Here is a 16,144-nt window from a genome sequence, read left to right on the forward strand (position 1 = left end):
GGCATAGTGCCGCAAGTGAGCAGAGAGAAGCAGCCTCCGCGTAAAAGGAAGCCGCTTCAGAACCACATCCCTTGCGTGATTGCCAAGGGCGGATGAAACAGGCACTGCCGCATGTTATAAAATGCAGGTGGTGCAGCTTCCCCGTGTGCTGGTGCGCTTTGCGCAGCAACTTTTTTTATCCGTGAATGCGAGGGACTTAGCTATGACTATGAATTTGACGCAAAAGATCATTGCTGCTCACCTTGTGAGCGGCGAAATGACTCAGGGCAGTGAGATCGGGCTGCGTATCGACCAGACTCTGACTCAGGATGCCACCGGTACAATGGCCTGTCTGCAGTTCGAGGCCATCGGAGTTGACCGCGTGCGGACCGATCTTTCGGTAAGTTACGTCGATCACAACACGTTGCAGATGGGCTTCCGTAACCCTGATGACCACCGTTTTCTGCGTACTGTGGCGCAAAAATACGGAATGGTATTTTCCCCTGCAGGTACGGGTATCTGTCATCAGCTGCATCTGGAAAACTTTGCTGTACCCGGCGCTACGCTGGTCGGCTCTGACAGCCATACTCCCACAGCGGGCGGTATCGGCTCTCTGGCAATGGGGGCCGGTGGTCTTTCCGTCGCGCTCTCCATGGCCGGCGAACCGTACTTTATCACCATGCCCAAGGTGGTTAAAGTTCGTCTGGAAGGTAAGCTGAAAGGCTGGGCGACTGCCAAAGACGTTATTCTGCACCTGCTTGGCAAGCTGACTGTAAAAGGCGGCGTAGGCAAAGTGTTTGAATATGCCGGTCCGGGTGTGGCCGCTCTGAGCGTGCCCGAACGTGCGACTATCACCAATATGGGTGCGGAGCTTGGCGCTACCACGTCAATTTTCCCCAGCGATGAACGCACCCGTGCTTTTCTGGCTGCCATGGGCCGCGAAGATGTGTGGAAAGAACTGGCTGCCGATGAAGGCGCAGAATATGACGAGGAGATTGTCATTGATCTTTCTGCCCTTGAGCCGCTTGCCGCACAGCCGCATATGCCCGACAGGGTAGTGCCTGTGGCGCAGCTGGACGGCCTTAAGGTTGATCAGGCTGCCATCGGTTCCTGTACCAACTCGTCCTATGCCGACCTGAAAGGTGCAGTACAGATTCTGGCTGGAAAAAAAGTTTCTGCCGATACTGATACTTTGGTGTCCCCCGGTTCTAAACAAGTGTTGAAAATGCTGGCACGTGAAGGACTGGTGGAGCCCCTTCTGGACTCCGGTGCGCGTCTGCTTGAATGCTCTTGCGGTCCTTGTATCGGCATGGGTGGTTCTCCGGTATCCGGTGGTGTTTCGGCCCGTACGTTTAACAGAAACTTTGAAGGCCGCAGCGGAACCAAAGACGGGCAGGTCTATCTCGTAAGCCCGCTTACTGCCGCCATGGCAGCGCTGCGCGGCAAGTTTACCGATCCTGCCACATGGGGAGAGGCTCCTGAAGTGGCAGAGCTGCCCTCAGAAGTTCCTTCGATCCGCGATTTGTTTGTGTATCCGCCTGAAAGTGGTGACAATGTAGAAGTGGCATATGGTCCCAACATTGTTGCGCTGGAAAAGTTCGAGCCGCTGCCGGAGAAGCTGGAAGCTCCCGTTCTTATCCAGCTCGGCGACGACATCACTACCGACCACATCATGCCTGCCGGTGCGGAAATCACAGCGTTGCGGTCTAATGTGCCTGCCATTGCGCGTCACGTATTCGGTCGTGTGGATGAAGAATTTGTAGTGCGCGCTGATGCCGTGGACAGTGGTATTATAGTTGCCGGAGAAAACTACGGGCAGGGCTCCAGCCGTGAACATGCGGCGCTTGCTCCGCGCCATCTTGGCGTCCGTGCTGTGGTGGTAAAGTCGCTTGCGCGCATTCACCGTGCAAATCTTGTAAACTTCGGCATTCTGCCGCTCATCCTTGAAAACAAGAATGATTATGAAGCCCTTACGCAAGGCAGCATGCTGTCGCTGGATATAGCGCAGGTTACTGCAGGCGGGGCTGCGACTCTGGTTATCAACGGCGACCGCAAGGTTACCGTTAAGAATGATTTGACTGCGAAGGAATTGGACATTATTCGGGCAGGCGGACTTCTGAATTATGTTCGTCTCTCGAAAACGGCCGCCGACTAACGGCAGCCCATCCTGCTTTGAAAAAACGGAGTGCTCATGCTGGACTCAATAAGACAGAACGCCCAGTCGTGGGGCGTTAAAATCGCCTTCGGGCTTATTATCATCGTGTTTGTCTTCTGGGGCGTAGGCTCCATGGACAACCAGTCGCCCAACGTGTTGGCGATGGTGGGTAAAGATCCTATCACTATTAATGCCTTTGCCCGTCAGTACGAGCAGCAGGCAGAATTGGTACGTACCCAGTTTCCTGATGTAACCAGAGAAGATCTGGAAAAATTCGGCCTGAAGCAGCAGGTGCTGCAGCAGATGGTGGGCGAAATCCTGCTGGTGCAACAGGCAGAGAAAATGGGCTTCAGTATCTCTCCGGCTGAGCTGAAACTGCGTATTGCAGACATTCCTGTTTTTACTGACGAGCAGGGCGAGTTTGACGGTGAAAGATACAAGCAGATTCTGGCTGCTCAGGGGACCACACCCGGTGCCTTTGAAGAGCAGATGCGCCGCGAAATGCTGGCCCAGAAGATGCGTGACTACGTGATGCTTCCCGCCAATGTGACCGAGCAGGAAGCAAAGGCTATGTTTGATTATGTGGCTGAGCGCAGGAGCATGGATTATGTACTGTTCTCTGCATCTGATTACGTGAGCGGCATTGAGCCGACCAATGAAGAAATCGCTGCTGCATATGAAAAGAACCTTGAAGCATACAAGGTTGCTCCCCGTGTTGCGCTGCAGTACGTGTTGCTGACCCCTGCTACGCTTGCCAAAAACACCCCTGTGAGCGAAGAGCAAATTGCTGCATACTATGCTGAACATGCCGATGCGTATAAGCAGGATGAGCGTGTTCGTGCGCGTCATATTATTGTTCTTGCCAACGACAAGGCTTCTGAAGAAGAGCTGGCCGCTGCGGAAAAGAAAATTAATGACGCTTATGCACGTGTGCTGAAAGGCGAGGACTTTGCCGAAGTTGCGCGGGAACTTTCCGAAGGTCCCAGCGCACCGCTTGGCGGTGACCTCGGCTGGTTTGGGCGTGGTCAGATGGTTCCTCCGTTTGAAGAAGCTGCCTTTGCCACCAAGGCCGGTACAGTAAGCAAGCCCGTGCGCACCAGCTTCGGCTTTCATATTATTAAAGTGGAAGAAAAGGAAGATGCCCGTGTGAAATCGTTGGCAGAAGTGCATGATGAAATTGCGAAGCGTATTGCAGAAGATGCCGCTATTGAAAAAGTGACTCCTGTTCTCGACGAAGTGCTTGAGGCTGTTCTGGCTGGCGAAGACCTGCCCGCAGTTGCAAAGCGTATGAATCTGGAACTGCGAGACAGCGGCGAGTTCACTCGTCGTCAAGCTGCAGCTGCGGTGGGCGTGAATGAAAATGCCCTTGATCTCGTGTTTGCTACTCCTGCAGGAGCTGTCATTGATACTCCTCTGGAAGTGGAAAACGGCTACATCATCGCCAAGGTTGCTACCAGCAAGGATGAAACCTATCGCGAGCTTGAGGCTGTTAAAGCTGACGTTGTAGCACGTCTGAAGCAGGAAAAGGCTCTTGAAATGGCTGCTGCTGGCGCCCGCTCTGCTGTGGAAGCGTTGCGTAAAGATGGCGCTCTGCCCGAGGCAGTTGCTGCGAAGGCACAAAAAAGTGAGCCTTTCACCCGTCAGGGTTTTATCCCCGGAGTGGGACAGGCGCTGGACGTAACCAAGGCTGTTTTTTCCGCTGCTGACGATGCCTGGATTGCTGAGGCGTTCCAGACTCCTACCGGTGCAGTTATTGTAAAGCGTGCCGATGTTGTTGCTCCTTCTACGGAGCAGTGGGAAGCAACTAAGGGACGCGCAATGCAGGATATCCTGAATAACAAGCGTCAGGAACTGCTGCAGACTTACATGCAGAAACTGTATGCCGAAACCAAGGTTGAGCTGCGTAATCCTGATGCCTTGAAATAGCACGGAATAAATACGTATACTCCAAGGCCGTCTGATTCAGACGGCCTTTTTTTATTTATTATTTATGCTGGTATGCTTGTTGACAGTACAGGGTGAAACAGCTTTAGTTTCAGGGACAGTGCGATGAATGTGCTAAAGGAGTACCTGACATGAAAAGATCCTTTGTAATACTGTTGACGCTGGTGACGGTCGCTTTGACCGGCTGCGTGACTTCCGGCGTTCGAACCGGACCTGCCAGTGCTTATGGCGTTGAAGCGTTTAAGCCGGAGCAGCTTGCTGCTGATCTGGAGTCCTTCGATGTCTGGCTGTGCATTGACCGCGCCCGTCAGACCGCAATTCTATTCCTTCCAAAAGACTCAAGTTGGCAGATTGCCGTTCGGGAGGGTGGCTGGCGTCAGGTAGATCAGCCCGAAGTGGTCAATGATGCCATAATGTGGATGCGCACCTACTACCAAATCGGTAGATACGCCGAAGGAGTGGGGATTGTGGGCGATAATGATCAGCGTGAGTTTGTGGGATATCTGTTTGCTCCGACAAGACCGCAGATGTGGCAATCGGAAGAGGATGGCAAGACGTTGACGTTGCGCAGGCTGACGTGGGATCAGGTTGTGCGCGCAGGAAAGGTGCCTGGTGTGCCGTATCCTGACTCATTGTAGATGATAGATATATCCCTTTTGCGTGGTACAACGTAACCTGAGAGGGCAGTTAAGCACGACGTGCAACAACAGAAAAAGAAAGGCCGCATCCTTTGGATGCGGCCTTTTTCGTTGGCATTTCGGCTGTGAGTTGCGCGACGCTGCTATTGGAATTCCTCAGATGGAGGAGGAATTTCTGCAAGGTCTTCGAACGCAGTGTACGAGCCGATATATGCAAGCTCTGCAGTACCTGTAGGGCCGTTACGCTGCTTGCCGATAATGATTTCCGCAACCCCTTTTTTGGGGTTGTCGTCACGTTTGTTGTACACCTCGTCTCGGTATACAAACATAATGATGTCGGCGTCCTGCTCGATAGCACCTGATTCACGCAAGTCTGAAAGCATCGGGCGTTTGTTGGTACGCTCTTCAACTTTACGGTTTAGCTGTGAAAGTGCAATAACAGGAATATGAAGTTCTTTCGCCAGCGCTTTAAGGTTTCGCGAAATGTCGGAAATTTCCAGTTCTCGCGAGTCCGTACGGCGGCTTGAACGCATAAGTTGCAGGTAGTCGACAACTACCATGCCTACCCCTTTATCCGCGTGCAGGCGCCGTGTCCTCGCGCGCAGATCAAGCGTGGTGATAGAAGGGGTGTCGTCAATATAAATCGGAGCCTGAGAAAGGGCGTCCGCAGCTGTGTATAGCTTTGCCCAGTCCTCATCATCAAGAAAACCCTTACGCAGCTTGCCAAGGTCTACCTTGCCCCACGCACAAAGCATACGCATCATGAGTGACTCCATGGACATTTCCAGAGAGTAGATAGCGACAGGTGTTCCGGCATGTACGGCTGCACGCATGGCCATATTAAGAACAAACGCCGTCTTACCCATGGAGGGACGTGCCGCGATAATGATAAGGTCTGAAGGTTGCAGACCTGCCGTCATGTTATCAAGGCGGTAGTAGCCGGTGGTGACACCGGTAACCAACTCTTTTCGTTCAACACGCTTTTCAAGATCTTTAAAAACGCGTTCCACAAGCTCTTTGGAGCTTTTAAACACCTTTCCTGTCGTTCTTTCTGAAATGGAAAAAATGGATGATTCAGAAGCGTCCAGCAGGTGCTCAATATCCTGTGATGCATCAAAGCAGTTGCCGATGATGTCACTACAGGCGGTTATAAGGGAGCGTTGTAAAGACTTGTTGCGTACCAGCGTAGCATAATGCTCTGCGTTGGCAGCGCTGATGACAGACTCTGCAAGTTCGGCAAGGTAGACTGTGCCACCTGCCTGTTCCAGCAAGCTCTTGTCTTTTAAATATTCTGCTACGGTAATAAGGTCTATCGGAGAGTTACGGCGGTAAAGCTCTGAAAAAGACTCGAAAATGACCTTGTGTGCCGGAAGATAAAAGTCATCTTCCGTAACTATGTCCACTATTGTATGGAAAACCTGTCCACGTAAAAAAACCCCCCCGAGTACGGCTTGTTCAGCCTCAACACTATGGGGGGGCACTTTACGCAACAAGTCATCAGAAACCTGATCCACCTGTTCGAAAGAATCGCCCCCGCCCTGACGGGCGGAGGCGTTTCTTTTAAAACCAGTGCTATTCAGCGGCTTCTTCCACTGTGGGTTCTGCTGCTTCTTCTGCATCTTCTTCCTCGGTGCGGCCTTCGGCCACTACCTTGAGGGAGAGTTCGGCGTCAACGTCGGCGTGCAGACGCACACGGATGTCGAACTCGCCAAGAGAACGGATGGGAGCATCCAAGAGGATGCGACGACGATCAATTTCAACGCCTGCTGCGGCCAGAGCTTCAGCAATGTTGGCTGCGGTGACAGAACCGTACAGTTTATCATTTTCACCAACGCGAACAGCAATGCTGATGTCAGCGGCGCCGATTTTTGCTGCAAGAGTGTTCGCGGCTTCACGCACTGCGTCCATCTTTTCCTGCAGTTTCTTGCGTTCCATTTCGAACACTTTCATGTTCGAAGCGGTTGCGGTCATAGCCAGGCCCTGGGGCAACAGGTAGTTGCGGCCGTAACCTGGGCGAACTTCTACGATCTCGCCCAGGCTGCCCAGATTTTCAACGTCAGCTCTAAGAATAACCTTCATCATAGCGTGCCTCCTACAGCGAGCTCTTCTTCAGCACGTCACTTGCGTGAGTGGAAGTGTAAATGAGAAGAGCCATCTGACGGGCGCGCTTGATTTCGGTGGTAAGCAGGCGCTGGTGATGGGAGCAGGTGCCGGTGATACGACGTGCAATGATCTTGCCGCGCTCGGTTACAAAGTCACGAAGGATATCGGGACGCTTGTAGTTGAGGGGCAGATCTTTGTCTGCGCAGAAGCGGCAGAATTTACGCCGGGGAGTGAAACGTTTTTTGAAAGCCATGTTAAGCTGCCTCCTCTACTTCGTCCGCCAGCTTGACGGTAACAAACTTGTAAATGCCGTCGGTGATGCGGATGATACGCTCGAGTTCTGCAACAGAACCACCTTCAACAGCATATTCCAGACGTACGTAGTAGCCGCGCATGTGCTTGCGCACAGGGTAGGCGAGGTCACGCATGCCCCAGTGGTCAACTTCCAGAACAGTGCCCTGTTCACGCTCGATGACACCGGTGAGAACTGCAAGCAGTTCTTCGCGGGGCTGACTGCCAAGCTCGGGAGAGAGCAGCAGCAACGTTTCGAACTTTCTCATGTTAATCTCCTTATGGTCTTTAAAAAGGCCCGTCGCACAGGACGAGCAAGGGCGAAACAGGTTTATTAGCTGCACTGACAGGTTGTGTCAATTTGTTTTTACCTTATGATGGTAGCCATGCTAAGCTGGCGTTTCATATGAATGAAGTCTGGTCAGTTTTATCTTGCAGAGTGAAGTTGGCGCACTTTTCCTGCGGGCAAACCTGTGATACATGCGTTATGCATTTGCTGGCGTAAGGGGACGTCAGCATTGGCATATCTACTGCAATTACCGGAACATAAACTACGCTTTTTTGCGATGTGATATATCTTGGATGCGCTATTGATGCGAAAATATTGCCGAAATAATCTGTTGAGCTCTGTCATATTTATGGCATGTCTGATTTTGGCCTCTGCGGTAAGCGCAGCGGCAAACTCGATTGTGATAACTGATGACGAGCAGGAAACTGTAATCTGGAATCTGAGTGCTGACAGAGTTGTCACGTTCAGCGACAGTAAAATGATTGAGGCTTATGGTAATGTGGCCCTGCGGGAAGGCGATGACTACCTGAAGGCCGATTTTATCCGTTATTTCGGCGAAACGGAATGGGTGCTTTTAAAAGGCAACGTAAACGTGAAAATGGGCCGTGACGTGGTGGAAGCCACAGAGGCGGAATTTGATCTGAAAAACAGAGTTGGTTGGTTGCGCAACGGCTCTGTTTTTATGGATGGCCCACATGTTTATTTTACCGGAGAGCGCGTCAAGAAAGACTTCGGTGACTCGTACCGCTTCCGTAACGCCAAAATTACCGCCTGCGACGGAGATTCGCCTGCATGGTCGATTTCGGCACGTGAAGCGACAATAGAACTGGAAGGCTACTCCCAGCTTTGGCACACCAGCATGCAGGTAAAGAATCAAGATGTTCTGTATGCTCCCTATGCTATTTTACCCGCCAAGAAAAAGCGCCAGACGGGCTTTTTGTTGCCCGAAGTCGGACAAAGCTCCAAGCGCGGCATGTATTACAATCAGCCTTTTTTCTGGGCTATTGATGACACCACCGATATGACATTCAATGCGTATTGGATGGAAATGCGCGGCGTCATGACCGGCGTTGAATTCCGCCAGCATGCTACGGAGGACGAGAAAAGCTGGTTCAGGGCCGATTACCTGAAGGATGCCCGGAAAGACAGTACAGAAGAAGACGAGCCGGGCGGTCTTGGCGATGACGGACTCATCCGGAATAATGATGACAGGTTCTGGGTACGTGGTATGTTTGATGCGAACCTGCCCGACCCGCGCTGGAAAGTGAAAGGAACTCTTGATTATGTTTCTGACCAGAACTACCTGCGTGAGTTTTCTTCCGGCATGAGCGGTTTTGACCGCAGTCAGAGTGATTTTGAAGATATTTTCGGTCGTAGCCTTAGCAGCGAAGCACAGAACAGAACCAGTGAAGTGCTGCTGTCGCGTGAGTGGGAACGTGTCGGCCTCGGAATAAGCGGCAAATACACCCAGAATATCAACGTCGGAAACGGCAACCTGACTTCCAAGTCTGACAATACTGTTCAGACCTTGCCGCAGATCGACTTTTTCCTGTTTAAAAGCAATCTGATCGAAGATTCTCCCATTCCTGTTGAAATTCAGGCCACTGCCCAAGCCGTAAATTATTTACGTCATAATGGCACAACCGGTGCGCGCTTTGAAATTGCGCCTCAGGTCAGCATCCCGCTTTCCGGCCGTTATGGTTCCATCATTTCTACATTCGGTGTACGGCATACTGAATATTCTACCGACCATAAAGAGCCTGATGGCGTGAACGTGCTGAGTGCCACGGGAACTTCTCGTACTATTCCCAGCATGAATATCAGTGCATTTACTGAAGTCGCACGGACATTCAATCTGGCTGGTCAGGACCCTGTTGCGGGGATGCAGGCAGGCGATACCCGCTGGACAATGTTGCGGCACAGTCTGCAGCCCCGTGTAAGTTATGATAATACGGCAAATGTAGATCAGGACGATAATCCGTACTACACTGTTCATGACCGGATTCTTGCCCGTAACGAAATAACGTATTCGCTTACAAACCTGTTCACCAGAAAACGGCTTTCTGTAAGTGCTGCCTCTGAGGAAGAAGGCGGAGGGCTTGTCCAGCGCTATGACTATAGCGATTTCCTGCGTGTCAGATTGCAGCAAAGTTACGATATCCGTGAGGCTGACAGAACGGAACAACTTGATAAATACGAGACCCGGCCTTTCTCAGATATAGAAGCTGAAGTAACGATGAATTTTGATTCGTATGCCTGGCTTACCAGCCGTACTTTCTGGTCCCCGTACCTGAGTAAAATGACTCGCCACGAGCATACGTTAAACTTGAGCTATAGTGACTGGGTAAAGTTCCACACCACCTTTGACTTCAGAGAGGCTGTGGATGAATACAAGCGCAAAGAGACTGAGACCGACGACAAGTTGAGCTCAATGGACTCTCAGTTGGACCTTAAGCTTTGGGGGCCTTGGAGCGTAGCTTTGAACTACGAGGTTGATCTGGATAAAGGCAAAGACATTGAGAAGGGGATTGATGTCACCTATTCGCATCAGTGCTTTGACTTTATGGTCGGATACTCCAAGGACGGTGTTGAAGATGAGTTCTCCTTCTGGCTGGCTTTGCCGGGTATCAGTTTCTAATAGATAATTCCTTTTAGGTTATAGCCGCTCCTTGTTGTTCTGGGAGCGGCTTTTTTATGTGATGGGCTTACGCATTTCACAGGTCATTTACGTCTGGGAGAACTGCAGTATTACACGTTTCAGGTTTTGGGGCTTGTTTTTGCTAACTGCCTGCTTTTTTATTGAGCCAGAATATGCAGATACATAAAGCTAAGAAAGAAGGCTGAGCGGGCGGGCAGATGCCGCGTGGTGAGTAACCTTTGAATATTGTATGACTTTGCTGAATTGGACATCGTAGGTTAGGGGAGACTCTGTAAGGGAGTGGTTCTGCCCGTGGAGAGTATACGTAAAAAAAAGGGCCCGCAGTGCAGGCCCTTGCTGTTTTATAGGAACTTTCAGAAAGTCTCTAAGACTCTTCTTCAGTCTCAGCTTTTTTGTATACGTCGGGGTTAACGCCCATAGTGTCGATCAGCTTGCCGCCAAGGGCCACCAGACGATATTCCGCTACTACTTCGTTTACAGTAGCAGTAACCAACTGGATGGAAGAACTGTAAAGTTCGTTCTCTGCGTCGAGAACGTCAAGCAGACTGCGCTGTCCCACGCCGAACTGCTCAATGTACATGTCACGGGTCTGTGTATTGTATTCCACAGCCTCATTAAACAGGCGTTTTTGTTCACGTGCAGTCTCAAGAGAGTTCCATGTGTCACGAGTTTCCTGCATCAATGCTTCGTTGATATTCTGCAGGTCCATCATTGAGCGACGCTTACGGGCAGTTTCTGCCTTTTCTGCTGCAAGGTCAGATCCGCCGCGGAAGATATTCCATGAAACACGCAGTTGGAGGGCATTGTCAATTTCCCAAGTTGTGCTGCTTTCAATCTGATCTTTGTACACATTGCTAGCTTGTGCAGTAAACGTGGGATAGTATTCAGACTGTGCCAGCTCAATGCGCTGTTCGTTTTCTGTAATTTCGGCCTTCTGCGCTGCTATTTTCGGGTTGTTATCCAGAGCAAGTTGCAGGGCGGAATCAAAGGTGCCGGGAGTATTTTGCGGAGCGTCCACCCAGTCAACTTCCGGAGCGTCCATACCGACAATGCGCTTGTAGTTTGCTTCGGCAACCAGCAATTCCTGCCTTGCTGCACTTAACGAAGCTTGAGCACGGGCCAGACGGCCTTTTGTCTGCGATACGTCCGCCAAACTTGTAGCGCCCAGACGCTGACGTTCTTCCTGAGAGGCCAGAATATCTTCATGGTTTTTGACGTTTTGCTCTGCAAGCCCTACCAGGCTGCGCTGCCTGTACAGTTCAAGGTGTGCCCGTACAGCTTCGAGAGCAAGCACTTCGGCATTGTCTGTCAGTCTGCTGTCTGCATTGGCAAGGCGGGCTTCCTGTATGCCTATCTGGCTGTTCACTTTACCGCCGTCCCACAGCAACTGCGAAAGGGTCGTGCTGATGTCGCTACGTTCTTCCCAGTCATTCTTGCGACCATCAGTGCGGGTAAGAGCATCATTTACCTGCTCTGTGCCATAACCGGCGTCAAAGTCGAGGCGGGGAAACCAACCACCCTCTGCATCTCGTACATCGTGCTTTGCAGCGGCAACGCCTTCCCTGAATGACTTGATTACTGGATTGTTTTTCAGAGTTGCTTCCACGCTCTGCAGGGCTGAGGTACCTGCTAACGCCGGAGTTGTCATAAAAATAGCACCGGCTGCAGAAAACAGCACCACATTTTTGCAAGCCTTTTTGAAAGCAGATGATTCGTTAAACATAGCCGTTCCCCTGAAAAAATCTAATGTTCGAATGTGGTATATGCAAAACAAGTATAGGAGGGGTCATCTCTTTTGATGACCCCTCCTATACTTGTTATCAGGAATAAACTGGTTTGCCAAGTTTATCTGATGGTTCTGTTTCTAAGCATCAATGAGTTTATTCTGGTTGATCATGGCCTGCAAGGCCGCTTCAGGGCTGTCTGCGTTAAAAGCACCGCCCAGAGATTCAAGGCTTACGCCTTCCAGAATAATATGATGGCTGCTTTCACCGTTTGAAGAAGATACTGAAAGAACGGAATTAGCAGCGTTATCCGGATCTGCACCAAGCGTATAATCAAGTCCTGCCGCTCCATGCGTGTCCAGCAGCTGCGAAATGTCCAGTACATCTCCTTCCGCAGGATTGTAGTCCGTCACATAGTCATAGCTGTCAGTTCCGGCCTTCATATCATCACCGGTAAAGACAAAAGTATCCGCGCCGTGACCGCCAGTCAGAATATCTGAACCAGCACCGCCGGTAAGAACGTCGTTGCCGTCATGCCCGAAAAGCAGGTCGTTTCCATCATTGCCCAGCAGATTGTCCGGCAGGTTGCTGCCGATGAGTAACTCTGCATGCTCCGAGCCGGTAGCTTGTGCATGATTGGTGGTATGGACGGCTGTGATGTCGCCGCTGCCGCCGTGGTTAATTCCGTAACGGGAATCTTCCCAACCTATGCTTCCATCAGCGTTTAATACAGCGTGACTGTTGCCGCCGTTAAGCGAGGAATCGCTGAAGTAGATGTTTTCGCCCCAGCCGGTAGTCAGTTCCTGACCGTCAGCCGTTGTCATTTCCCACTTGGGTGCGTGTTCGGTTCCGTTGTTGCTGAAAGTCACATCAAGCCCGGCTTTCATGGTGTGCTCAATTGTAAAACCGGGGAACTGCCCGGGAGTATGAGCAATAGTGAAGTTCCATGAATGCGCATCAGGCGCGACAAAGTACCCGAAGGTCTCGGCCCCTTCCGGTATGTCGCCTGCCGGAATAGTTATGGTTCCCTGATCTCCGCTCGCTGCATTGGCATCCAGGATTATGCCTGAGATAGGATTACCGTCAGCATCGGCAAAGTATACGCCAAGCGAAGATTTGTAGAGGCCCGTTTCACTGGTGATGTTCGTGTTTATGGTCAGATCGTTTCCGGTAACCAGAGTGCCGGTAAGGCCATTTTCCTGTGCTGCATGCACGATCTGTGATGAATCCGTGAAGTTCAGCTCAAGAGTAGCCGTATCTGCAGCTTGACTATCATGCACTGTGACAGACAGGGAGTCTGCACCACCGTCTGTCCGGTAGTGGCGTGCTCCTTCCTCGGTCAGGTAGATATCTCCGGACTTGTAGCTGCCATCTTCTGCATCGCTGGTGTATATGCCGAAAAGCGGGTTTCCTGCTGCATCTACGGGAGAGTCAATGCTCAGGCGCATCGCATCGCCGTCTGCGTCGCTTGCATACGCGCTGGCTACCACGCTGAATGCAGAAAGTTCTGCCTGATTCAACGTGATGGAGTCTGTATCAAAGCTGACTTCAGGAGTGGTATTCTGCGGCTGCAACAGGTCTGCTGCACCATAACTCTGGCCGTTAAACTCAAAGTTTTCGATATTGGTTACAAATACGTAGCCATCTGCTCCGGTACCACTAATGTAGAAACCATCCTCGCCGTCGTAGGTACCTTGAGTGATGGTATAGTCTTCAAAGTTGCCGCTGAAGGACAATGAGTCCTTGCCTTCACCGCCATCAATGGAGGCAAAGCCCTCCAGCGTACCGATGTAGATGGTGTCGTGTCCGTCTCCCGCATCAATAGATCCGTTCTTTGTCGTTAGTGACGAATACTTACCCAGATTGATAATATCGTGCTGGTCACCGGTCTCAAGTTTAAAATCCGATATGGTGCCACTGACACTAACTGTGTCATTTCCGTGGCCAGTTTCGACTTCAGCTTCGCCAAAATTACCACTGATCGTAACGTTATCAGCGTGCTTGCCGGAGTCGATATCAAGGGATTCGCTCCGCCCGCTGACCATTATGGTATCAGCGTGATCTCCGGTATTAATTTCAATTTCATCGCTGTCGGTCGATATTCTGACAATATCATCATGGTCAGCGGTTTCGATATCGATCTTGTTGTAATTAGTGCTGACGTCTACAATGTCTGCAATATCAGGAGACTGAGGACGGTAGATGAAATCGTTGCCGCCACCGGCGTTTGTAATTTCATCATAGATATCTTCAGCGCTATGCATTCCATCATTGAAATGCAACTCTTCGGCACCGCTTATAAAGTCCGTACCGTCAGAATCCGCACCTTCTCTGAGGTCGTTAACGATGAAGCCCTGGTTTACCTCATCCCATGTGATTTCGTAGTCACTGCGATTTCCGGAGAAGATAACCATGTCGGTTTTTCCGGCACCGGCATAGATATGGTCGTTACCATTGCCTGCCACAATGACGTCGTTACCGGCACCGCCATAGATCGTGTCGTTGCCGCTTCCGCCGTCAAGGTAGTCGTCATTGGCTCCGCCATCCAGCGAGTCATTGTCAGCGCCGCCAGCAAGGCTGTCTTTGCCACTGCCGCCCAGCAGAGTATCCGCACCGTCGGCCCCATAGATCGTGTCGTTGCCGCTGCTGCCGGAAACAGTATCGTTGCCCGCGCCTGCATTTACTTCCGCATCGATATTGCCGTTGATTGTCACGGTGTCGTTTCCGACACCGGCATTGACCACAGTGGAGGAGTGGTTTCCGGATACTGTGATGTCGTCTGCGCCTTCTCCGGAGTTAATAAGCAAGCTGTCGCTATTGCCCGCAACGGAGATAGTGTCATTATCCGAGCCGGTATCAATGTTGACGGACTGATGTGCCCCATCAATGGAAACACTATCGTTACCGGTTCCTGTGGTAATGGTCAGGCTTTCGCTTGTTGAACCGGTCACTGTAACCGAGTCTGCCTCGGAACCTGTATCCAGACTGGCTGTTTTATAACTGCCTGCTAGCGAAACATTATCCGTTCCGGCATCGGTTGTTACATCAACGGATTTTCCATTCATCTCGATGTCTACAGTATCGTTTCCGATTCCGCTGGCGACAGTAAGAATGGTAGATTTGTTCGTATGGCTGAATTGCGAGCCGTTACGGACGGTGATGGTATCGTCACCTTCGTTTGTAGTAACGTTCAGGTGGTTCCACCGGTCATTTTCGCCGCGATCATTGGAGGCAACGTTGACGGTTACAGTGTCATTGCCGTCACCGGTTTCAATCTCGCCTCGCTTGATGTTGTCGAGAGTAACATTGCTATCTCCGCCGTCACCAAGAGATACATCTGCCCGGACGAATCCGGAAAGATGGATATTCGCTGATTCATCACTTTCGGCTTTTACGCTTTTAATGGTGTTCCATCCGGAATCAACAGATACGTCCGTGTCGTCATTGTTTGTGACAACCGTTGCGCTTCCGGAACCGCCCAGTTCTGCACCAACATTGTGAGTGCCATTAGAAGAACCGTCCATGTTGGCGTTTTCAGACGTCCAGTCCGGAGTAGGCTGCTGCTGGTTGTTAAACGTAATCGTAAGCGGGTTAACTATTTCTTCGGGAGTGTACTTACCGTCAGCGAATTGCAGGTTTTCTATGTCGGAAACAATGTTTGTGCCGTCTCTTCCGTTAACTGTATCTTCTATACGGTAACCACCATCTTCAGTTCGGGTGATGATGTAATCGTCAAGATTACCGGTAAAAATGGCTGTATCGTCACCCTCGCCACCATGCATAGTATCGTCGCCGGTGCCGCCGATAAACGTGTCATTGCCGGAGCCTCCGTAGAGGTTGTCATTACCGTCCTGACCGTAGAGCTTGTCGTTGCCTTCATCGCCGTGCAGCGTATCATTGCCTTCACCGCCGAGCAGGGTGTCGTTGTCCGCACCGCCCAGCAAAGCGTCATCGCCACTGCCGCCGATGAGGGTGTCTTCGCCTGCATCACCGTTCAGGTAATCGTTGTCTGCGCCGCCATCCAGCCTGTCGTTGCCGATGCCGCCTTCAAGCAGGTCGCTGTCGTCCCCACCGTAGAGTTTATCGTCGCCGATGCCGCCGTACAGATTATCGTCACCGGAGCCGCCGATAAGGGTATCGTTTCCGTCTTCGCCGTGAAGCTGGTCGTTCCAAGCACCACCGTTAACAAGGTCATTACCGGTACCAGCGTAGAGGGTGTCGTTGCCGTCCTGTCCGTAGAGCTTGTCGTCGCCTTCATCGCCGTGCAACGTATCATTGCCTTCACCGCCGAGCAGGGTGTCGTTGTCCGCACCGCCCAGCAAAGCGTCATCGCCACTGCCGCCGATGAGGGTGTCTTCGCCT

Annotated in this window: 10 protein-coding genes; 4 read left to right on the top strand and 6 right to left on the bottom strand. The window is 51.4% G+C overall.

What is annotated here, in order from left to right; all coding sequences use genetic code 11:
* Positions 1-202: 202 nt before the first annotated feature.
* The 3 genes from ACK5LI_RS12210 to ACK5LI_RS12220 all read left to right on the top strand — a co-directional run bounded on the left by ACK5LI_RS12210 (position 203) and on the right by ACK5LI_RS12220 (position 4,716).
* The gene (locus tag ACK5LI_RS12210; RefSeq protein WP_416949697.1) at positions 203-2,134 is read left to right on the top strand and encodes an aconitate hydratase; all 1,932 of its coding nucleotides are present in this window, start codon (positions 203-205) and stop codon (positions 2,132-2,134) included.
* Positions 2,135-2,170: 36 nt separating this feature from the next.
* The gene (locus ACK5LI_RS12215) at positions 2,171-4,060 is read left to right on the top strand and encodes a SurA N-terminal domain-containing protein (protein WP_416949699.1); all 1,890 of its coding nucleotides are present in this window, start codon (positions 2,171-2,173) and stop codon (positions 4,058-4,060) included.
* Positions 4,061-4,209: 149 nt separating this feature from the next.
* Positions 4,210-4,716 (top strand): hypothetical protein, encoded by a 507-nt coding sequence (locus tag ACK5LI_RS12220; protein WP_416949701.1) that lies wholly within the window; start codon positions 4,210-4,212, stop codon positions 4,714-4,716.
* A 143-nt stretch (positions 4,717-4,859) separates the two neighbouring features.
* Here the strand turns inward: ACK5LI_RS12220 and dnaB are convergent, their stop codons facing one another.
* The 4 genes from dnaB to rpsF are packed head-to-tail and all read right to left on the bottom strand — an operon-like array spanning position 4,860 to position 7,379.
* Positions 4,860-6,335 carry a replicative DNA helicase gene (gene dnaB / locus ACK5LI_RS12225; protein WP_416949703.1) on the bottom strand — a complete coding sequence of 492 codons (1,476 nt, stop codon included), beginning with the start codon at positions 6,333-6,335 and terminating at the stop codon, positions 4,860-4,862.
* On the bottom strand, positions 6,289-6,795 hold the full coding sequence (gene rplI, locus ACK5LI_RS12230) for a 50S ribosomal protein L9 (protein ID WP_416949724.1): 507 nt from the start codon (positions 6,793-6,795) through the stop codon (positions 6,289-6,291). The genes dnaB and rplI overlap by 47 nt, the downstream gene beginning before the upstream one ends.
* Positions 6,796-6,808: 13 nt before the next feature.
* The gene (rpsR, locus tag ACK5LI_RS12235) at positions 6,809-7,072 is read right to left on the bottom strand and encodes a 30S ribosomal protein S18 (protein WP_416949705.1); all 264 of its coding nucleotides are present in this window, start codon (positions 7,070-7,072) and stop codon (positions 6,809-6,811) included.
* Between the two features lies 1 nt (position 7,073).
* A complete protein-coding gene (gene rpsF / locus ACK5LI_RS12240) occupies positions 7,074-7,379 on the bottom strand; it encodes a 30S ribosomal protein S6 (protein WP_416949707.1) in 306 nt (101 codons plus the stop codon).
* Between the two features lie 369 nt (positions 7,380-7,748).
* Between rpsF and ACK5LI_RS12245 the strand changes: the two genes are divergently transcribed.
* Positions 7,749-10,037: an LPS-assembly protein LptD gene (locus ACK5LI_RS12245; RefSeq protein ID WP_416949709.1), complete on the top strand. Its 2,289-nt coding sequence runs from the start codon at positions 7,749-7,751 to the stop codon at positions 10,035-10,037.
* A gap of 385 nt (positions 10,038-10,422) precedes the next feature.
* Here the strand turns inward: ACK5LI_RS12245 and ACK5LI_RS12250 are convergent, their stop codons facing one another.
* Both ACK5LI_RS12250 and ACK5LI_RS12255 read right to left on the bottom strand, forming a co-directional pair.
* On the bottom strand, positions 10,423-11,781 hold the full coding sequence (locus ACK5LI_RS12250; protein ID WP_416949711.1) for a TolC family outer membrane protein: 1,359 nt from the start codon (positions 11,779-11,781) through the stop codon (positions 10,423-10,425).
* Between the two features lie 141 nt (positions 11,782-11,922).
* Positions 11,923-16,144, bottom strand: a 4,222-nt coding sequence (locus ACK5LI_RS12255; protein ID WP_416949713.1) for a type I secretion C-terminal target domain-containing protein, incomplete at its 5' end; no start/stop codon positions are given.

It is taken from the genome of Oleidesulfovibrio sp., from assembly GCF_047973035.1.
Classification (GTDB): Bacteria; Desulfobacterota; Desulfovibrionia; order Desulfovibrionales; family Desulfovibrionaceae; genus Oleidesulfovibrio.